At 67.2% G+C, this 20489-nt stretch carries 17 protein-coding genes and 1 pseudogene; 11 read left to right on the forward strand and 7 right to left on the reverse strand.

The features are described from left to right. Positions 1-118 precede the first annotated feature (118 nt). The 3 genes and pseudogenes from secA to ASF32_RS26255 form a co-directional block, all read left to right on the forward strand. Positions 119-3016 (forward strand): preprotein translocase subunit SecA, encoded by a 2898-nt coding sequence (gene secA / locus ASF32_RS01880; RefSeq protein WP_056422778.1) that lies wholly within the window; start codon positions 119-121, stop codon positions 3014-3016. Between the two features lie 59 nt (positions 3017-3075). Then, the gene (locus tag ASF32_RS01885) at positions 3076-3915 is read left to right on the forward strand and encodes an aldo/keto reductase (protein WP_056422781.1); all 840 of its coding nucleotides are present in this window, start codon (positions 3076-3078) and stop codon (positions 3913-3915) included. A gap of 202 nt (positions 3916-4117) precedes the next feature. Continuing rightward, positions 4118-4567, forward strand: a pseudogene (locus tag ASF32_RS26255) (cell wall hydrolase); the annotation flags it as partial. A 433-nt stretch (positions 4568-5000) separates the two neighbouring features. Here the strand turns inward: ASF32_RS26255 and ASF32_RS01895 are convergent. Both ASF32_RS01895 and ispG read right to left on the reverse strand, forming a co-directional pair. Further along, entirely contained in the window at positions 5001-6938 is a 1938-nt protein-coding gene (locus ASF32_RS01895) for a potassium transporter Kup (RefSeq protein ID WP_056422786.1), read from the reverse strand. Between the two features lie 359 nt (positions 6939-7297). After that, positions 7298-8611, reverse strand: a complete 1314-nt coding sequence (gene ispG, locus ASF32_RS01900; RefSeq protein WP_156467640.1) for a flavodoxin-dependent (E)-4-hydroxy-3-methylbut-2-enyl-diphosphate synthase — start codon at positions 8609-8611, stop codon at positions 7298-7300. Between the two features lie 473 nt (positions 8612-9084). Here ispG and ASF32_RS01905 point away from each other — a divergent pair, with 473 nt between their 5' ends. The 3 genes from ASF32_RS01905 to ASF32_RS01915 all read left to right on the forward strand — a co-directional run bounded on the left by ASF32_RS01905 (position 9085) and on the right by ASF32_RS01915 (position 11698). Beyond that, a complete protein-coding gene (locus tag ASF32_RS01905; RefSeq protein WP_244478223.1) occupies positions 9085-10146 on the forward strand; it encodes a patatin-like phospholipase family protein in 1062 nt (353 codons plus the stop codon). Positions 10147-10195: 49 nt separating this feature from the next. Further along, entirely contained in the window at positions 10196-10837 is a 642-nt protein-coding gene (locus tag ASF32_RS01910; RefSeq protein WP_056422792.1) for a sigma-70 family RNA polymerase sigma factor, read from the forward strand. Positions 10838-10927: 90 nt separating this feature from the next. Beyond that, positions 10928-11698, forward strand: coding sequence for an anti-sigma factor (locus ASF32_RS01915; RefSeq protein WP_056422795.1), 771 nt, complete (start codon positions 10928-10930; stop codon positions 11696-11698). A gap of 37 nt (positions 11699-11735) precedes the next feature. Here the strand turns inward: ASF32_RS01915 and ASF32_RS01920 are convergent, their stop codons facing one another. Further along, positions 11736-12749, reverse strand: a complete 1014-nt coding sequence (locus ASF32_RS01920) for a bifunctional riboflavin kinase/FAD synthetase (RefSeq protein ID WP_056423320.1) — start codon at positions 12747-12749, stop codon at positions 11736-11738. Positions 12750-13026: 277 nt separating this feature from the next. Between ASF32_RS01920 and ASF32_RS01925 the strand changes: the two genes are divergently transcribed. After that, positions 13027-13410 carry a response regulator gene (locus ASF32_RS01925; protein WP_018046001.1) on the forward strand — a complete coding sequence of 128 codons (384 nt, stop codon included), beginning with the start codon at positions 13027-13029 and terminating at the stop codon, positions 13408-13410. Between the two features lie 55 nt (positions 13411-13465). Continuing rightward, positions 13466-13999: a protein phosphatase CheZ gene (locus ASF32_RS01930; RefSeq protein ID WP_056422799.1), complete on the forward strand. Its 534-nt coding sequence runs from the start codon at positions 13466-13468 to the stop codon at positions 13997-13999. A gap of 43 nt (positions 14000-14042) precedes the next feature. Here the strand turns inward: ASF32_RS01930 and ASF32_RS01935 are convergent, their stop codons facing one another. Next, positions 14043-14957, reverse strand: a complete 915-nt coding sequence (locus tag ASF32_RS01935; protein ID WP_056423323.1) for a TIGR01459 family HAD-type hydrolase — start codon at positions 14955-14957, stop codon at positions 14043-14045. A 102-nt stretch (positions 14958-15059) separates the two neighbouring features. Further along, a complete protein-coding gene (locus ASF32_RS01940; protein ID WP_056422802.1) occupies positions 15060-16538 on the reverse strand; it encodes an EAL domain-containing protein in 1479 nt (492 codons plus the stop codon). 285 nt (positions 16539-16823) lie between these two features. On the opposite strand from ASF32_RS01940, the gene ASF32_RS01945 reads away from it, so the two are divergent. The 3 genes from ASF32_RS01945 to ASF32_RS01955 all read left to right on the forward strand — a co-directional run bounded on the left by ASF32_RS01945 (position 16824) and on the right by ASF32_RS01955 (position 19756). Continuing rightward, positions 16824-17045 carry a heavy-metal-associated domain-containing protein gene (locus tag ASF32_RS01945; RefSeq protein ID WP_056422806.1) on the forward strand — a complete coding sequence of 74 codons (222 nt, stop codon included), beginning with the start codon at positions 16824-16826 and terminating at the stop codon, positions 17043-17045. Between the two features lie 237 nt (positions 17046-17282). Further along, positions 17283-18956: a formate--tetrahydrofolate ligase gene (locus ASF32_RS01950; RefSeq protein ID WP_056422809.1), complete on the forward strand. Its 1674-nt coding sequence runs from the start codon at positions 17283-17285 to the stop codon at positions 18954-18956. 113 nt (positions 18957-19069) lie between these two features. Further along, positions 19070-19756 carry a spermidine synthase gene (locus tag ASF32_RS01955; RefSeq protein WP_056422812.1) on the forward strand — a complete coding sequence of 229 codons (687 nt, stop codon included), beginning with the start codon at positions 19070-19072 and terminating at the stop codon, positions 19754-19756. Between the two features lie 12 nt (positions 19757-19768). Here the strand turns inward: ASF32_RS01955 and ASF32_RS01960 are convergent, their stop codons facing one another. Then, positions 19769-19987, reverse strand: coding sequence for a hypothetical protein (locus ASF32_RS01960; RefSeq protein WP_056422815.1), 219 nt, complete (start codon positions 19985-19987; stop codon positions 19769-19771). A 121-nt stretch (positions 19988-20108) separates the two neighbouring features. Next, a complete protein-coding gene (locus tag ASF32_RS01965) occupies positions 20109-20402 on the reverse strand; it encodes a hypothetical protein (RefSeq protein ID WP_056422818.1) in 294 nt (97 codons plus the stop codon). Positions 20403-20489: the final 87 nt, after the last annotated feature.

Genomic DNA, 20489 nt, shown 5'->3' on the forward strand with positions numbered 1-20489 from the left:
GCTCACCGGCTTTCGGAGTTGAAGGCAGTCCGCCCTTTCGGATGCGCCGTACAATATTTACCTCTATAAGCCCGGCCAACTCACGCCTTCTGATATTCCGATCGACCGCAGGTTCACGATGCTCGGCGCCCTCGCTAAGAAGATATTCGGCTCGTCCAACGATCGCCGCGTCAAGGGCTATCGCCCCCGCGTCGCCGAGATCAATGCCCTTGAGCCGGAGATCTCCGCCCTGTCGGACGAGGCCCTGCGTGCCCGGACGGACATGTTGAAGGCCGAGCTCGCGGCCGGGAAGACCCTCGACGATATCCTCGTTCCCGCCTTCGCCACCGTGCGCGAAGGGGCCAAGCGCGCCCTCGGCCAGCGCCATTTCGACGTGCAGCTCATCGGCGGCATGGTCCTTCACGAGAGCGGCATCGCCGAGATGCGCACCGGCGAAGGCAAGACCCTGGTGGCGACGCTGCCGGTCTACCTGAACGCCCTGTCGGGCCTCGGCGTGCACGTGGTCACGGTGAACGACTACCTCGCCTCTCGCGATGCGGAGTGGATGGGCCGGGTCTATCGCTTCCTCGGCCTCACCGTCGGCACCATCGTCCACGGGCTCGATGACGAGCAGCGCCGGGACGCGTATGCCTGCGACATCACCTACGGCACCAACAACGAGTTCGGCTTCGACTACCTGCGCGACAACATGAAGTACGAGCTTTCGCAGCTGTCGCAGCGCGGGCACAATTTCGCGATCGTCGACGAGGTCGATTCGATCCTGATCGACGAGGCACGCACGCCGCTCATCATCTCCGGCCCCGTGGACGACCGCTCGGAGCTCTACGTCTCCGTCGACGCGCTGATGCCCCATCTTGAGAAGGAGCATTACGACCTCGACGAGAAGCAGCGCTCGGTCTCGCTCACCGAGAGCGGCAACGAGTTCATCGAGGATCTGCTTCGCGGCGCCGACCTGCTGAAGGAGGGTGACCTCTACGACGCCCACAATGTCAGCCTCGTCCACCACGTGAACCAGGCGCTTCGCGCCCACACCCTGTTCACCCTGGACAAGGACTACATCGTCAAGAACGACGAAGTGGTGATCATCGACGAGTTCACCGGCCGCATGATGCAGGGCCGACGCTACTCGGAAGGCCTGCATCAGGCGCTCGAAGCCAAGGAGCGGGTGACGATCCAGCCCGAGAACCAAACGCTCGCCTCGATCACCTTCCAGAACTACTTCCGGCTCTATTCCAAGCTCGCCGGCATGACCGGCACCGCCTCCACCGAGGCCGATGAATTCGCCGAGATCTACAAGCTCGAAGTCGTCGACATCCCGACCAACAAGGAGGTCGAGCGCGTCGACGAGGACGACGAGGTCTACCGGACGGTGGGCGAGAAGTACGACGGCATCATCGCCGAGATCGAGAAGGCGCATGCGCGCCATCAGCCGATCCTGGTCGGCACCGGCTCCATCGAGAAGTCGCAGCACCTCGCCGAGATGCTGACCAAGGCCGGCTTCCGCCAGCTCGACTATTCCGACCTGAACGCGCTCACCGACGTCTACGCCGCCGCCCGCGAAGGCCGCGTGACCAAGACCTTCGCCGTGCTAAACGCCCGCTTCCACGAGCAGGAGGCCTATATCGTGGCCGAGGCCGGCGTGCCGGGCGCCATTACCATCGCCACCAACATGGCCGGGCGCGGCACCGACATCAAACTCGGCGGCAACTTGGAGATGCGTCTCGAGAAGGAGCTCGCGGGCGTGCCCGAAGGCGCCGAGCGGGATGCGAAAGCCGCGGCGATCAAGGCCGAGATCGAGGAGAACCGCGCCAAGGTTCTGGCCTCGGGCGAGCCCGCCGACCTCGCGGCCGGCCGCAAGAAGGCCCTCCCCGGCGGCCTCTACATCATCGGCACCGAACGCCACGAATCGCGCCGCATCGACAACCAGCTGCGCGGCCGCTCCGGCCGCCAGGGCGATCCCGGCCGCTCGAAATTCTACCTGTCGCTCCAGGACGATCTGATGCGCATCTTCGGCTCCGACCGCATGGACGGGATGCTCACCCGCCTCGGCCTGGAGAAGGGGGAGGCGATCATCCACCCTTGGATCAACAAGGCGATCGAGAAGGCGCAGCAGAAGGTCGAGGCGCGCAACTTCGACATGCGCAAGAACGTGCTCAAGTACGACAACGTCATGAACGACCAGCGCAAGGTCGTGTTCGAGCAGCGCCGCGACTTCATGGGCCAGGACAGCGTGCGCGACACCGTGGACGAGATGCGCCACGGCGTCGTCGACGATCTCGTCGCCATCCACGTGCCCGAGAATGCCTATGCCGAACAATGGGACATCGAAGGCCTGCGCCTGCGCGTCGCCGAGGTGCTGAACCTCGACGTGCCGGTAGAGGATTGGGCCAAGGAAGAGGGCATCGCCGACGAGGAAATGCGCGACCGCCTGCGCACCGCCTCCGACGAGGCCTATGCCGCCCGCACGGAGAAGAACACGCCCGAGGTCATGACCTATGTCGAGAAGCAGGTCCTGCTTCAGACCCTCGACCATCTCTGGCGCGAGCATCTCGTGACCCTCGACCACCTGCGTCAGGTGATCGGCTGGCGCGGCTTCGCCCAGCGCGACCCGCTCAACGAGTACAAGTCCGAGGCGTTCGAGCTCTTCAACGGTCTCGTCGGCAGCCTGCGCGAGCAGGTGACCCAGCAACTCGCCCGTATCGAGATCACCTATCAGGAGCAGGAGCCGCAGGGGGCGAACCCCTTCGCCAGCCCGGAACTGCCCTCCATGTTCGCCCAGCATCTCGATCCCGTCACCGGCGAGAACGAAATGGATTATGCCGGGCGCGGCACGGGCAGCGATGGCGGCGGCGGCCCGGCCTACGGCTATGCCGCGCAGGCGCTCTCCCCGGACACGGCGGTCATCGAGCGTGACCCGAACGACGCCACGACCTGGGGCCGCGTCGGGCGCAACGAGCCCTGCCCCTGCGGCTCTGGCAAGAAGTACAAGCACTGCCACGGCACTCTGACGGCCTGAGACGGACCCGCACGGCCGGACCTGCATCCGGCCGTGGGCTATTCGAAGGGGAGATCCGCATGCGGCAGACAACCTTCGGGCAGACCGGACGCCCCGTCTCCGTCATCGGACAGGGCACGTGGTACCTCGACGAGGCACACCGGCCCGACGCCGTCGCCGCCCTGCGGAGGGGCCTCGATCTCGGGATGAGCCATATCGACACCGCCGAGATGTATGGCGAGGCCGAACTCGTCGTGGCCGAGGCGATCGAGGGGCGGCGCGACGAGGTGTTCCTCGTCTCGAAGGTGTTGCCGAACCATGCCTCGGCCCGATCCGTCGTCACCGCCTGCGAACGCTCGTTGGCTCGCCTGAAGACGGACCGGCTCGACAGCTACCTCCTGCACTGGCGGGGTGGGACCCCGCTGGAAGAGACCATCGGTGCCTTCGAGGGGTTGATCCGGCAGGGCAAGCTGCTCTCCTGGGGCGTCAGCAACTTCGACGTCTCCGACCTCGATGACGCGCTCGCCGTGGCCGGCGAGGGCCGCATCGCCTGCAACCAGGTTCTCTACCATCTCGGGGAACGGGCGATCGAACATGCCGTCCTGCCCTGGTGCGAGGCGCATGGCGTCGCATTGGTCGCCTACAGCCCATTCGGCCACGACGATTTTCCGGGTCCGGACTCGGCCGGCGGGCGCGTCCTCGGGGAGATTGCCGCCGAAACGGGGGCGACGGAGCGGCAGGTCGCGCTCGCGGCGCTGACGCAGTCGCCGTCCGTCCTGGCGATCCCGAAAGCTTCGCGAATCGCCCATGTGGAGGAGAATGCCGCGGCCGGTGACCTGATCCTGACGGAGAACCACCGGCAGCGTCTCGACGCCGCCTTTCCCCTTGGGCGCAAGCCGAAGCACCTGCCCATGCTCTGACGTAGGCATCCGTTCCGCATCGGCGACGAAGGCCGGGCGTGACCTCAGGACCACAGCGGCGGGAAGAAGCCCCGGTCATTCGAACCGTGTCCGAAAAGAAACCACATTTGCCGTCGAGCTAGACCGTTCGAGAAACGGACGGGAGCGAGACGGCATGGGGTATCCCCGATCGGCGACGACGGGACTTTACGGAGTCCTGCTGATGACGACGATGGGCCTCGGTGCCTGCAATTCCCCCACCACGACCGGCTCCCTCGGCGGCCCGGGCCTCGCGGCCAAACCCATGGCGGTGAGCGACCAAGAGCGCGACTGCCTCGGCCGCGCCATGTATTTCGAATCGAACCGCAGCGATTCCGAGGGCCTGCTCGCCGTCGGCACGGTGGTGATGAACCGCCTCGAAGCCGCCGCCTTCCCGAATGGCGGCATCTGCGCCGTCGTCGGCCAGCCCCGCCAATTCGCCACCGGCGTGCTCACCAAGCCCATGGCGGAGAAGGACCTGACCAAGGTCGCAGACGCGGCCGACGCGGTCCTGGCCGGCCAGCGCCACCCGAAGGTCGGTCGCGCCATGTACTTCCACACGGCGGGCCGCACGTTCCACTACAACAACATGCATTACGTAGCGGTGGCCGGCGGCAACGCCTTCTATGAGAAGCGCAAGCCCGGCGCCGTGGAGCAGGCCCGCCCGCCGGCCGCCCTGGCCTATGCGGCCGCACCGACGCTCGCCGCGCCCGAGGCGGCCCCGTCCGCATCGGTCCAGGCCGTCGCGAATTCGGCTCCCACCAGCGTTCCCGTGGCAACGGTGGCCGCCGCCGTACCGGAGGTGACGGGCACCCAGCCCGCTCCAGCGATCCAGGCAGTCCAGGCTGAACCGGGTCGCGCCGTCGCCACCTCCCATGCGGCCGTGAGCCAGGGAGCGCATTCCAAAACCTCACCGAAGCCGGCGACGACAACGCGGGTCGCTCATGCCCAGGGTCCGGCTACCAGAGGCTCGGCCGGCAAAAGCCCGGCGACGCTGGCAGCGCTCGCCCCGGAAGCGCCCCCGCCGCCGCCCATCATCAACCTGCCGAGGCCGTGACCCGGCCGGTTCAGACGGTGACCTGAGTCCCCACTTCCACGACACGGCCGGTGGGGATCTGGAAGAAGTCGGTGGCGTCGTTGGCGTTCTTGGCCAGCGTGATGAAGATCCGGTCCTGCCAGAGCGGCATGCCGGAATGTGCCGCCGGGCGGATCGAGCGGCGCGACAGGAAGAACGATGTCGCCATGATGTCGAACTTGAAGCCTTGCTTCTTCAGGAGCGTCAGCGTCCGCGGGATGTTCGGCGTTTCCATGTAGCCGAACTTCATCACGATCTTCGAGAAGTGCGGGCCGATCGGTTCCATGCGGATGCGATCCGCATCGCTGGAGCGCGGCGTGTCCACGGTCTCCACCGTCAGGATGACGTTCTTCTCGTGCAGCACCTTGTTGTGCTTGAGGTTGTGCAGCAGGGCCGCCGGAGCGATCGACGGGTCGCTGGTGAGGAACACCGCCGTGCCGCGCACATGGTGGGGCGGGCTCTTCTCCAGCATGCCGACGAGTTCGAGCAGCGGCACGTCGGTCTTGCGGGTCTTGTTGAACAGGATGTTCACGCCCCGCACCCAGGTCCACATCAAGATGATGAGCATCCCGGCCAGCACGAGGGGCACGTAGCCGCCTTCGAACACCTTGAGCATGTTCGAGAGCAGGAACAGGAACTCGATGACGATGAACGGCATGATCGCGGCGGCGGCGGCGATCGGCGACCATTTCCACGACTTCCACAGCACGATGAAGCCCATGCTCGCGGTGAGCAGCATCGTCCCCGTCACGGCGATGCCGTAGGCGGAGGCCAGCGCCGAGGAGGAGCGGAACAGCACGGCCAGCACCACCACGCCGATCAGCAGCAGAATGTTCACCTGCGGCAGGAAGATCTGGCCCGAATGCGATTCCGACGTGTGGCGGATTTCAAGGCGCGGCAGCAGCCCGAGCTGGATCGCCTGGCGCGACAGCGAGAACGCACCGGTGATGACAGCCTGGCTCGCGGTGACGGTGGCGATGGTCGCCAGAATCACCATAGGCAGCAGGCCCCATTCGGGCACGAGCTGGTAGAACGGGTCGGTCGTGTCCGGCGCGTTGAGGACCAGCGCCGTCTGGCCGAGATAGTTCAGGGTCAGGCACGGGGCCACGAGGCCGAGCCAGGCCACCTGGATCGGCCGGCGTCCGAAATGCCCGAGATCGGCGAACAGCGCCTCGGCGCCGGTCACCGCCAGGAACACCGCGCCCAGCGCCACCAGGGCCCCGGTGCCGTGGCCGAGGAGGTAGTGCAGCGCGTACCAGGGATTGAAGGCCTGGAAGACCTCCGGGCGCGAAACGATGTGCGGCAGGGCCGCGAGCCCCAGCGCCAGGAACCACACCACCATGATCGGGCCGAAGAAGGCCGCCACCTTGCTGGTCCCCCGGCTCTGGACCATGAACAGGGCGAAGATGATCGCCACCGTGATCGGCAGGACGTAATGCTCGAAGGCCGGGGTGACGAGCTTCAGCCCCTCCACGGCCGAGAGCACGGAGATGGCCGGCGTGATGACGGCGTCGCCGTAGAACAGGGATGCGCCGAGCAGCCCGAGCATGAACACGATGCGCGAACCGCCGAGCGCCTTGCGGGCCAATGCCATCAGCGAGAGGATGCCGCCCTCGCCGTTATTGTCCATACGCAGCAGGATGACGACGTACTTGATCGTGACGATCAGCAGCAGCGCCCAGAGGATCAGCGACGTCGTGCCGAGAACTTCCTCGGTCAGCAAGATGCCGTCGGCCCTCGCCGGGCCGAGCGCCTCGCGGAACGCGTAGAGCGGGCTGGTGCCGATATCGCCGTAGACGACGCCGACCGAGCCGACGACCAGCGTCCAGAAGCTCGTCTTCCCATGCCCATGCTCGCTTGGCCCTGTCTCCGGACGAGCCGCGGGGTCGGGCTGAGCGCCGGGTACGCTCGGGGTGGCGGTTTGCGTCATGCGCTGTGATCAGGCTTCTGCGACGGGAAAGGGAATCGAACGAGGAGGCTTGGCTTTACGCTGGACTTCGACCGAGGGACCTTGGCGACCGACCTAGCGACCATCCGGATCGTGGAGGCCCTGTCTCCCGCCTCGCCCCGGCAACTCGCTGCCAGCCCGGCGACCCAAATCAGTGAGCGCGCATCTCCGCAGGACACCTCTGGGGAGGAGACCTGCGCGAAGCATGCCAGATCCGTATCACGCGGGCAGGGGGTCGAGAACGACGAACCCGTGACCAAGAAACCCTCTCCCGCGGTAGGTCGAGCGAATGCGTCCCGCGGCTGCACGACGCGGGACGCTAATCCTCACGACGGAGGATCTCACTCGGCGGCGGTGCGGGCACCCTGGCCGAAACGGCGCTCGATGTAATCGATCACCACCGTCTCGAAATCCTTGGCGAGCGTGGCACCGCGCAGGGTCATCGCCTTCTTGCCGTCGATGAAGACCGGAGCGGTGGGGGTCTCTCCGGTGCCGGGAAGCGAGATGCCGATATCGGCATGCTTCGATTCGCCAGGGCCGTTGACGATGCAGCCCATCACCGCGACGTTCAGACCTTCGACGCCCGGATAGGTCTTCTTCCATTCCGGCATCGAGGTGACGATCCAGTTCTGGATGTCGCGGGCGAGTTCCTGGAACGTCGTCGAGGTGGTGCGGCCGCAACCAGGGCAGGCAGCGACCATCGGCACGAAGGTGCGGAAGCCCATCGTTTGCAGAAGTTCCTGAGATGCCTTGACCTCGACGGTCCGGTCACCGCCGGGCTCGGGCGTCAGCGAATAACGGATCGTGTCGCCGATGCCTTCCTGCAGAAGCACGCCGATGGCCGCCGAGGCCGCCACCAGCCCCTTCGAGCCCATGCCGGCTTCGGTGAGGCCGAGATGGATCGCGTAATCCGAGCGCCGGGCGACTTCGCGGTAGACCGCGATCAGATCCTGCACCGCCGAGACCTTGGCCGAAAGAATGATCCGGTTCTTGGGGAGACCGAGCTCTTCGGCGCGCTGGGCCGAGGACAATGCCGAGCGCACCATGGCCTCGCGCATCACGGCGCGGGCATCGATGGGACGCGCGGACCGGGCGTTCTCGTCCATCAGATGGGTGAGCAGCGCCTCGTCGAGGGAACCCCAATTGGCGCCGATGCGAATGGTCTTGCCGTAGCGGACCGCCTGCTCGACGATGGTCGAGAACTGCGTGTCCTTCTTCTCCTTGAAACCGACATTGCCCGGATTGATCCGGTACTTGGCCAGTGCCTCGGCACAAGCCGGATGATCGGAGAGGAGCTTGTGGCCGATATAGTGGAAATCGCCCACCAGCGGCACGTGAACGCCGATGCGGGCGAGCCGGTCACGGATCTTCGGGACGGCGGCGGCCGCCTCGTCGCGGTCGACCGTGATGCGCACGAGTTCGGAGCCCGCCCGCGACAGGGCGGCGACCTGCGCCACGGTGGCGTCGATATCCGCCGTGTCGGTATTGGTCATCGACTGGACGACGACCGGAGCGCCACCGCCGACGGTGACCGCTCCCTCGCCCTCGCCAACAGTCACGCCCACCGTGCGGTGGCGCGGCGCGGGACCGGCGATCTCCGGGCCGGTAATCGAGATGCCGGGGCCGAACGAATCGGCTGGGGTGGCTTCCATCATGGCGTCCATCGCTGACCTTACCTATGGCCTGGCCTGCCCTGGAGCGAGCGCCCGGCCATGGTCGTCTGGTATCGAATTCTACCGATCCTTTGCGAAGATCGGGTGAAGAGCCCGGTGACCGAGGGCTCTGCCGGTTAGCTGAGATGGGGCGTCGCGTGCGTCAAGCCCGCTGACCGCATGGGAGAACCACGGGGCAGGACGGACCGCGCACGACACTTTGGCCCAGCGTCGGGTGACATGTCTTATCCCATGGGCGATGTCGAGGGAATTGGCGCAGTGCGACATGTGAGTCACAGGGGCATCCCAAGCGGAACCGATCCATGCAGCCACCGGTTTGCTGCCCTGCGACCTTTGATGCTGCATTGCAGCATGCCCATGTGCACCCTCTCGATGCGCCTGTGCAAACCCGCCACGTGGAGCTGACGATGCTCGAATCCGAACCTTCCTCCCCGGTCGATTCGCCCTCTACCGACATGGAAGTGGCCCCGTCGCGGCCCGCCTCGCGTCCAGCCGTCAGCCTCGCCGGTCCGAAAGCCGAGAAGACCGTGGCCCTGGCCCTGCAGGGCGGCGGCGCCCATGGCGCTTTCACCTGGGGCGTGCTGGATGCCCTGATCGAGGATGGACGTCTCGCCTTCGAGGCCGTCACGGGTGCCAGCGCCGGCGCGATGAACGCGGTCGTGATGGTCGACGGATGGATCGCCGGAGGGCCGGAGGGCGCCCGCGCCGCTCTCGACCGGTTCTGGCGTGAGGCGAGCCTCGACGGCGATTTGTGGCCGGCCCAGCGCGGGCTCTTCGACCAGCTGTTCGACCTCTGGAGCCAGAACCCGATCCTGGACTTCTGGACCCGGGCGCTCAAGACCAGCCCATACGTCTCCAACCCGCTCAACGTGAACCCGCTGCGCAAGGCCCTGGCCAAGCACGTGGATTTCGAGCGTCTGCGGGCGGCGGAGACCGCCGGGATCTATGTCTCGGCCACCAATGTCTGGACGGGCAAGCTGGCCGTCTTCGAGCGGGATACCTTGAGCATCGATCACCTGATGGCCTCGGCCTGCCTGCCCACGGTGTTCCAGGCGGTGGAGATCGACGGCGTGCCCTATTGGGATGGCGGCTATCTCGGCAATCCGCCGATCTACCCACTCTTCCACGGTGCCCAGACGCGCGACGTGGTGCTGGTCCAGATCAACCCGGTAGAGCGCCGTGAGACCCCGCGTTCGCGCGAGGAGATCCAGGACCGGCTCAACGAGATCACCTTCAACGCCAACCTGATGCGCGAATTACGCGCCATCGATTTCGTCGACGGTCTGATCGAGGACGGGGTGCTCGGCCGCAACGACTACCACCGCATGCTGGTCCATCGCATCGACGGGACCGGCGCTCTCGACGATTACAAGGCGTCCTCCCGGATGGATGCGCGGCTCGGCGTGTTCGAAGGCCTCCGCGACAAGGGCCGCGCGGCGGCGCAAGCTTGGCTCGCCGAACATTACGAGGGGATCGGACGGACCTGCACGCTGAATCTCAAGGCGACCTATCAATAGGGTTCCGCCCGGTCGGATTAGCCGGCCGGGCTCGCGCGTTAACTGATTCATGACGGCCGAACCGACTCAGACCGCCTCCTCCATCGTCGACCTTCTGGTCCCCTTGCGACGCTATGCGCGCTCGCTGACGCGCGACACGCTGAAAGCCGACGATCTCGTCCATGACACCCTCGTCCGCGCGTTGGAATCCGGCCTCTCCGTGAGGCCGAACACCAACCTGCGGACGTGGATGATGACGGTCCTGCACAACGTCTTCATCGACGACCAGCGCCGCAAGCGGGTGGAAGCCCGCCACGCAGAATCCCTCGTCCAGATGAGCGACGAGAGCGTACCGCCGTCCCAGGAAGGGCAGGTGCGCCTCGCCCAGATCCGCCAAGCCTTCCTCACCTTGCCCGAAGAGCAGCGCGCCGCGCTCCATCTCGTGACCCTCGAGGGCATGGCCTATGCCGACGCGGCGGCGGTGCTCGGTATTCCCATCGGCACTCTGATGTCGCGACTCGGGCGTGGCCGCGCGGCGCTGCGCGCTTTCGAGGAAGGCGAGGCCGGCAGCGGCCGGAGCCGTTCCGGCTCCTTACCCGGATCGGGTTCGGGCAAGCCCGAGCGGCCGCATCTGCGCCTCGTCAGCGACTGGAACGGCCAGGATACGAGGCAGGACATCCGGCTCGCATCCAAGGCCATGGGCGGTCCGTAACCGCACCGAATTCGAGGGCACTCGGTGACGAGTGTCAGGACTGCATGAAAGCGTCACCGCTTTCGATCGTTGAACTGGATACCGACCGTCATGATCGACCCGATCACCGACAGTGACCTCGCCGCCTTCGTCGACGGACAGCTCGACGTCATGCGCCGGCTCGAGGTGGAATCCTATCTCGCCCAAACGCCGGCGGCTGCCGCGCGGGTGATGGCCGAGATGCATGACAGGGACGCCCTGCGTCAGGCCTTCGCGCAGCTGCCCGGGCCGGGTCCGGAGCGCAACCGCGCGGCGGCCCGCCGCCTCGATCGATCCATGGCATGGCGGCGCGCCGGTGAGCGGCTGAAGCGTGCGGCGGTGATCGTGCTCCTCGTGGGCGCCGGCTGGATCGCGCATTCGGATACGGGCGTGTTCGGCGTGCCCGACACCTTCGCCGCACCGGTCGACCCTGCCCTGGTCGCCGATGCGCGCCAGGCCAGGGAAGTGGCCCATATCCGCGCCCGCCTCGGCTCGCCCGCCTCGCCGAGCTACGACAAGGCTGGCATCTCGAGTGCCACCGGCATCGTCCTGCCGGACCTGCCGGGAGATTGGTCGGTGCGCGATGTCCAGATCGTACCCGCCCGTCACGGGGCCGGGGTCGAGGTCATGATCGACGCGCCCGATCTCGGCGAAGTCTCGCTGTTCGCAGCGCGGGGCACCAGCGAGGCGGCCTTCACCGGCGAGGTGGCGAGTCCGGGCGACGGGGAGACCGTCTACTGGACGGCGGGCCGCTCGGTCTATGCGCTCAGCGGCAACGGCCACCAGAGCGCGCTGCAAGAGGCGGCGCGTCGCCTCGCCTCGATCGATCCCGCCAAGCGCTGAGCCGGCGGATATCGCGACCCGGTGGCCGCGACTGAATTCAGCCGATCATCGACGGAACCCGGTCGTTTGCGATGAGCACGCGCGCCTCGGCCGCGTCCACATTCATCCGGGCAATCAGGGCCTCGGCGCCGGAGAAGCGTTCCTCGCCGCGGATGTAGCCCAGGAACTCCACCGCGATGGTCTGTCCGTAGAGATCGCCCGAGAAGCCGAACAGGTTGACTTCGAGCAGGGGAGCGCCGTCGTCGAAGGTCGGGCGCCGCCCGTAGCTCGCGACGCCGTCCCGGACCGAACCATCGGGTAGCCCGATTCGGACGGCGTAGATGCCGTGGGCGAGGCCACAATCGGGCAGCGCCACGTTCGCCGTGGGATATCCCAAAGTACGGCCGCGCTTGTCTCCGTGCCGGACCTCTCCGCAGACGAACCAGCGGTAGCCGAGCAGCCGGTTCGCCAGGACGATGTCGCCCTGCCGCAGGGCTTCCCGGATCGCACTCGACGAGACGGGGGCTTCCCCCTCCCCGATGGAGACGGCGGGAATGATCCGGCATGCGAGGGAGGCCTCCGCGCAGAGCCGAGCCAGCACCTCCGGCGTTCCCTCCCGCCCGCGCCCGAAATGGAAGTCGTGGCCGATCACGACGCCGGACACGCCAAGATCGCGCTTGAGCAGTTCGTTGACGAAACCGGCGGCGGTCGTCCCCGCCATGAGCGCGTCGAAACGGCGCACGATCAGGCCGTCGAGGCCGAGGCGAGCGAAGACGATCTCCTTGGCGTCCGGGCCCGTCAGCCGGAACATCGGCAGGTCGGGAGCGAAATAAGCGCGTGGATGCGGCTCGAAGGTCAGCATCACCGCCGGGACGCCGCGCTTGTCCGCCTCCTCGCGGACGGCCTCGACCAGGGCGCCATGGCCCCGGTGCACGCCGTCGAAATTCCCGATCGCCGCGATGGCCCCCGCGAGGGATGCCGGCACCGCCTCGTCCTCGCGGCAGATGATGAAAGGCCGCCCCGACGGGGAGCGGGCTGCGGGACGCGCGGAAAGGTCGTCGGCAGGCGCCATCAGGTTCAAGCGGTCTCGAAAATGCAGCGGCCGAAGGAGCGACCGAAGGAGGAATTCGCGCCGGAACCTGTCGAAAAGCCGGGGGAGGGTCAAGGGAAGTGACGGTCGATCAGTGCGGGATGCAAGATCCCCTGTCCAATTAACCGCTTCGCAATGCGGGGTGCGGTACTTTCACGAACGAGAGGCGGCGCGTGGCGGCGCTTCCCCAAGAAATATTGCCACTGATCCGGTCCGCGGCGCGCCGCACCGGCCCTGCACCGACGGAGCACCCCGACCCATGGCCCTCGATCTCGGCATGCCGATCCTCGTCGTGGACGATTATCAGACGATGGTCCGCATCATCCGCAACCTGCTCAAGCAGCTCGGCTTCGAAGAAGTCGACGATGCCTCTGACGGAACAGCGGCCCTGGCTCGGCTGAAGAACCGCAAATACGGCCTCGTGATTTCCGATTGGAACATGGAGCCGATGACGGGCTACGAGCTGCTGCGCCATGTCCGTGCCGACGAGGCCCTGCGCACCACGCCGTTCATCATGGTCACCGCCGAATCGAAGACCGAGAACGTGATCGCGGCCAAGAAGGCCGGCGTGAACAACTACATCGTCAAGCCCTTCAATGCGGCAACCCTGAAGAGCAAGATCGAGGCTGTCTGCGGCGCTTGAGCCGCAGACCCGCTTTCCCTTCTTCGACGAAGCAGAGTGTCGTGGAGCGATAGGCATGGGCGAGAAAGCACGGACGAACGGCCCTACGCTGGCATCGACACGCCCATCGCTGATCCGCGAGCTGGTCGAGATCGCCGACTACATCGCGCATGTCCGGAAGGAGATCGCGGCCCTGCGGGCGAACGAGCTCACCCGCGACCGGCTGCCGATGGCCCATGTGGAACTCGGCAGCGTCGTCGAGGCGACGGCCGGCGCGACGAACTCGATCATGACGGCAGCCGAGGAAATCCTCAGCCTGCCCAACGACAAGAACTACCGTGCCTCGGTCGAGTCACGGATGAACGACATCTTCGAGGCCTGCACGTTCCAGGACATTACTGGGCAGCGGATCGCGAAGGTCAGCGAATCCCTGCGGCAGCTCGAAAATCGGCTGTCGCGCTTCGCCACCGCCGTGAAGGCGAAGGACGAAAGCGGCACAGATCCGGCGGAGGTGGAGCGCCGGGTTCGGGCCGAGCTCCTCCTCCTCAACGGACCGCAGATCAAGGGCCCCGCCACGGCCCAGGACGAGATCGACGCTCTGTTCGCGTGATCAGTCGGGCCTCGCGGCTTTGGAACGATCAAGCCGCGAGAGCCTACCAGACCAATCGTTCGATGACGGCATCCGGGTGGACCTCCTGGCGGGCTAGCCATTCGGCCACCTCGCCGAGCGTGTCGTGTTCGGCCAGGACGCCGAGCTCCTCCGCGTGGATGCCGCGCGCCACCAGCAGGTTCGGGATTCCGTAGGCCGCCGCCCCCGCGATATCGGTACGCAGGGCATCGCCGACGGCGAGGACGCGGGCGACGTCCGGCGCGGTGCCGCCATCGAGGTCCGCCGCCATGGCGAGCGCCGCCTCGTAGACGGGACGGTACGGCTTGCCGGCATAGGTCACTGAACCACCGATCTCCGCATAGGCCTGCGCGATCAGGCCGGCGCAGGGGATCAACTTCTTCTTGCGCTCGACCACGAGGTCGGGATTAGCACAGATCATCGGCACGTCCCGCGCCCGGAAGCCGGCCAGCGTATCCCGGTAATCCTCCGCCGTCTCGACCGTGTCGTCGAACAGGCCGGTGCAGACCACACGCTCCGCCTCACCGGCCGCCACGAGGCGAATATCGAGGCCATCGAAGATCGTCGCGTCGCGTTCCGGCCCGAGATGGTGGATGCGCTCGCCCGGATGCTCCGCGATCAGGCGCCGGGTCAGGTCGCCGGAGGTAAGGATGGCGTCATAGGCCTCGCGCGGCACGCCGTAGCCGTCGAGGATGGTCTGGACGCCGGCCCAGGGGCGTGGGGCATTCGAGACGAGGATGACGCGCCGTCGGCGACCGGCTTCGGGCAGGGTGCGGAATCGGATCAGCGCCTCGCCCGCCCCCCGATGAGCCCGCGTCCCGTCATGGAGCACACCCCAGACGTCGCACAGAATGAGGTCGTACTGCCCGGCGACGGCTGAAAGACCGCCCAGGGTCGGGATCTGCGCCGGCGTTGTGGCGCGCGCAAACGGTTCGCTCATGGGGTAGGCCTGACTGGCAAGGACGAGGGGCATGACGGGATGGCCGACTGGTTAGGCCCGCCGGACACCGAAATCAACGCATCGGAGCGATGCGGGCGGGCTTCAGCCGGCCCGGCGCAGGAAGTCGCGGAACGGCCGGCGCTGCGGCGGCGGTTCGGGATCGTCGCCGGGCTCCTGCGGCGGCGGCGTCTCTGGCGGCGCGGCTTGAGCCTGAGCTGCGGCCAGGACCTCGGCCCGCACGGCCCGCGCCGGAGCGAAGACGGTGCCTTGCGCCAGCGGCACGTCGAGGTCGATGAGATCGGGAACGTCGCTCTCGCGCTCGACGGCGTCGGCGACGAGCCGGATGCCGGCCCGGGACAAGGAGGCGACGAGATCGTCCAGGGCGATATCGGGCATGGCCTGGCGGGAATCGGGTCGCAGGAGAAGATCGGCGGGCACCTTGACCTGACTGACGCCCCGATCGGCCAGGGCCAGGGGGTCGAGGCGCAGGTCGACGGGACGGTCCAGGGCGAAGCCCACGCGACCGCGCAGTTCTGCCAGGGCGCCGGCTTGCTCCGCGTCCAGGCTGCGCCAGCTCGACTGGGGCAGTGCGATCACGAGGCGTCCCGACTGCGCGGATTCACCGGCGAGCAGCCGCGGCAGCGTGCGCAGGAAGCCGGGCTCGAACAGGGAATGCGGCGACAGGCCGTACGTCACAGCCGCCTGACTGCCGCGTCCGCTGAGGTGGCGGGCCACCGTGGCGACGAGGGGAAGCATGCGGCGATCGAGTTCGGTGGTTCGCCCATGGCGTTCGAGGGCCGGCAGGAACAGTTCCGGCTTGAGAATGTCGGCGCCGAGTCGCAGGCGCGCCAGCGCCTCGTAGGACACGACCTTGCGTTGCGGCAGAGAGACGATGGGTTGGAGATGGACTTCGAGCCCGCCGCCATCGAAGGCTGCGACCATGACAGCATCCCGGCTCCGGTCCGGCCGAACCCGGTCCACGACCGTCTCGGACCGCTCCTGCGGTGGCCAGGCGCGCGGCACCCAGGGCGCCGCAGCGGTCTCGGTTCTTGGCGGCGGGGAAGGCGGCGGGACGATGGAGGCATCTGCGGCGTCACGACGGGCGATCGGGGTCGGAGCGGGAGCGGCCGGTGGCGTTGCCTTCAGGCGGGCGATCTCTCCGTCCTGCGCGGCGACCACGGCGGCGAGTTCGCGGACGATGCCGCTGAGCAGGCCGATTTCTGCAGTGACCTCCTCCACGGCGGCATCCACCGAGGATTCCTTGGGGGCCTTGGCCTCCGCCGGGCCGTCCTCCTCGGCACGGGCGCGCTCGATCCGCATCTGCTGGTCGGCGATGAGCCGGGCCACCGTCTCCAGGCGCACGAGGCGTTGGGACAGGATATCCAGCTCTCCCGAAAGCTTCTCGCACCGCAGGTCGAGCGTGCGCGCCCGGCGCGCAGCCAGGATGGCGACGAGACCACTCATGGCCGCCAGTCCGAAGGCGCCGCCGAGGGGGGAGATCACTGCGAGCGGCGCCAGGACCACGAACCCGATGAGACTCAGGAGCCACGGGCCCGTGCGTCGGCCGACGATCCGGGCCATCGGAATACTCTTATCCTCACGACGATCGAGCGGAGATCACGGGGCCTCGCTCACGGTTTACGCAAATCGAGACAGGCTCCGTTTGTCGCCGAGGCGACGAGGTCCCACAAGATGGGCGCGGGCTGCGTGAACCGGTTTTTTGCCATGTGTTGCATGAGCTTCGAAGCTTGGCTTCAGCCAGCCTGGCAGCGCCCCCGAGGCCTCCCGGACCATCCCCCCTCGCGGCGGGAGGGGATTTGGCTCTACATGAGGTGCGAGACGTGACCCAGCGACGGGAGCGGTTGGATGGATACGAGACGGGTAGACCTGCTGATGCAGGTGGACGGCATGACCTGCGACGGCTGCGCTGAGGCGGTGCGCAAGGCCATTCTGCGGATCGATCCGGAGGCGCATGTCGCCGTCGACCGCGATCACGGCCGCGTGGCGATCACCACCGACGCCCAGAGCCTGACGATCGCCGAGGCGCTGAACCAGGCCGGCTACACGGCGACGGCGATGTCGGGCTGACTCCGCCCCGCACACCGCCTAGGCGGGCGACCCGCCCGAGCCTCGGCGCTCTCAAATGAAATTTTGCAGACGGGTTGAAAAATTCCGACGCGCTTTTGCTTGCTCCATCGCTCACAGTGATGGCAACGGTGAAGCATGGATTGTTCGCGGGTCGCCGCCGGACGCCGCGAACCCACGATCGTCCACAAGAAGCGTTAAGCGCGACACGCCATCGCGACGACAGACCGGGAGAGACCAATGCCCTCAGACATCGAGATCGCCCGCGCGGCTACCCTGCAGCCGATCACGCAGGTGGCCGAGAAGATCGGCGTGCCGGAAGATGCCCTGCACCATTACGGCCGGCATATCGCCAAGATCGACCACGCCTTCATCAAGTCGCTGGAATCGAAGCCCGAGGGCAAGCTCGTCCTCGTGACCGCGATCAGCCCGACCCCGGCGGGCGAAGGCAAGACCACGACCACGGTCGGCCTCGGCGATGCGCTGAACCGCATCGGCAAGAAGACGGTGATGTGTCTGCGCGAGCCTTCGCTCGGCCCGTGTTTCGGCATGAAGGGGGGTGCCGCCGGCGGCGGCAAGGCCCAGGTCGTGCCGATGGAGCAGATCAACCTGCACTTCACCGGCGATTTCCACGCCATCACTTCGGCGCACAGCCTCGCCGCCGCGCTCATCGACAACCACGTCTACTGGGCCAATGAGCTCAATATCGACGTCCGCCGCATCCATTGGCGCCGGGTCGTCGACATGAACGACCGCGCCCTGCGGTCGATCACCCAGTCGCTGGGCGGTGTCGCCAACGGCTTCCCGCGCGAGGACGGGTTCGACATCACCGTGGCCTCGGAAGTCATGGCGGTGTTCTGCCTCGCCCGTGATCTCGACGACCTCGAGGCGCGCCTCGGCCGCATTGTCATCGCCGAGACCCGCGACCGCAAGCCGGTGACGCTGGCCGACGTCAAGGCTACCGGCGCGATGACCGTGCTCCTCAAGGACGCGCTGCAGCCGAACCTGGTCCAGACCCTGGAGGGCAACCCCGCCCTGATCCATGGTGGTCCCTTCGCCAACATCGCGCATGGCTGCAACTCGGTGATCGCCACCCGCGCCGGCCTCAAGCTCGGCGATTACGTGGTCACCGAAGCCGGCTTCGGCGCGGATCTCGGTGCCGAGAAGTTCATCGACATCAAGTGCCGGCAGGCGGGGCTGAAACCCTCGGCGGTGGTCATCGTCGCCACGGTGCGCGCCCTCAAGATGCATGGCGGCGTGTCGAAGAAGGAGCTCGGCTCCGAGAACCTCGACGCCCTGGAGAAGGGCTTCGCCAACCTCGCCCGGCATGTCGCCAATGTGCGCGGCTTCGGCCTGCCCGTGGTCATCGGTGTGAACCACTTCTACGCCGATACCGACGCGGAACATGCCAAGCTCAAGGAGCTGTGCCGCGAGAAGCTCGATGTCGAGGCCATCACCTGCAAGCATTGGGCGGAAGGCGGAGCCGGCGCTGAGGAGCTGGCGCAGGCCGTGGTCAAGCTGGCCGAAGGCGAGCAGAAGCCGCTGACCTTCGCCTACGAGACCGACACCAAGCTCACCGACAAGGTCAAGACCATCGCCACCAAGCTCTACGGCGCGGGCGACATCCAGGTGGAATCGAAGGCCGCCACCAAGCTCGCCCAGTTCGAGAAGGACGGCTACGGCAACCTGCCGGTCTGCATGGCCAAGACGCAGTACTCGTTCTCCACCGACCCGAACCTGATGGGTGCTCCCTCGGGCCACCTCATCTCCGTGCGCGACGTGCGGCTCTCGGCCGGCGCCGGCTTCGTCGTGGTGATCTGCGGTGAGATCATGACCATGCCCGGCCTGCCCAAGGTCCCCGCCTCGGAGGGCATCCATCTCGATGCCGACGGGCAGATCGAAGGCCTGTTCTAGCCGGATGCCAATGGCCCCTCCCCTGTCGGGGGAGGGGCGCCTGCCCGGCATCGCGTGATCCCCCGCCCCAGCTGTGATAGCCGGGTCGGCATGCAATCCCGCCGGCCCCGCTCATGATTCCCTGGATCGTCCTCGACACCGCACCGATCCCCGGGGACGAGGGCCAGTTGCGGCTGCTTCAGCGCGGCAGCGAATTCTCGATCCAGCTCGGACATAACGAGCTGATGAACAGCCGCCTCAGCGGCTCGGAGAAGGCGCTCGCGACACTCGCGGCGGAGCGGGTCGGAGGCCGCGCGGGCGCGCGTTTCCTGATCGGTGGTCTCGGCATGGGTTTCACCCTGCGCGCGGCCCTCGATGCGTTGCGCCCCGACGCCGCGATCGTCGTCGCCGAACTCGTGTCGAACGTCGGGGAATGGGTGCGCGGGCCATTGAGCGCCCTGTCGGCGAATGCCCTCGATGATACGCGGGTGGACCTGCGGATCGGCGATGTCGTCGGCGCGATCCGCTCGGCGACCGCCGCCTACGACGCCATCCTCCTCGACGTCGATAACGGCCCCGACGGGCTCACCCGGGCGGCCAATGACAGGCTCTATGACGGGGCGGGATTGGGCGCGGCCATGACGGCCCTGCGGCCCGGCGGCGTGCTCGCCGTATGGTCCGCGCATCCCGACCGGACCTTTACTCAGCGCCTTCGCCGGGGCGGGTTCGCCGTGGAGGAGGTTCCTGTCAGGGCCAATGTCACGAGCGGCGCCCGCCATACGATCTGGCTGGCGATGAAACCGGGGCGTGCGCCGCGCTGAACGCCGCCGGATTCACGCCGAATGTCGATTGCGCTCCAGGCGTCGGTTGAGCCGCGTGACGCCGTAGATTTCCGCCAGATGGCGACGGGCCGCCTTCACCGGCGCATCCTCCCGCTCGATGCGGGCCGCCTCGATCACCCGCAGCGTATGGGCGACGCAATGCTCCAGGCGCGTCGTGGCATGTCCCTCCCGGGAACGCCGATCCTGTGCTGAATTCTCGCCGATGGTCATGAGAAGCCCCCTCCCCGATCGTGATCGAAGGAGCTTCGTTAGCGCCGTGGTGCGGCGGCCATCGGGTGGAGACTTGGCTTCAACATGGCAGCTTGGCCGTGGCCCTGAACCGCGACCGGACTCAGTCGCGCGTGCTGCCCTCGTTGAACTTGTCGCGGCAGACATACCCGACGAAGCATTTTGCCACGTCCTGGGTGAGTTCGTAGGCGGGTTTGGGCGCTTCCGGCAGGGGACAGTATCCGCCGTCGCGGACGATCCTGTCGTAGGTGATCGGCCCCGTTGTCATCACGATGGCGCCGACGCGATTCACCAGGGCTGCGGCGTCGGCGCAGAGCATGGCGGGGGTCGCCGGCCGCTCCTGCGCCGAAACGGCGAGAGGAGCCAGGACGATGCAGGCAGCAAGCACGGATCTCATGGCGGAGTGATCTTTTCGAACAGGGAGCCGGGCGAATGCGAAGCCGACGGCGACGCCCGAGAGTAACCCAGGATAGCGTCCGGCGAC

Source organism: Methylobacterium sp. Leaf91, from assembly GCF_001422815.1.
Lineage (GTDB): Bacteria > Pseudomonadota > Alphaproteobacteria > Rhizobiales > Beijerinckiaceae > Methylobacterium.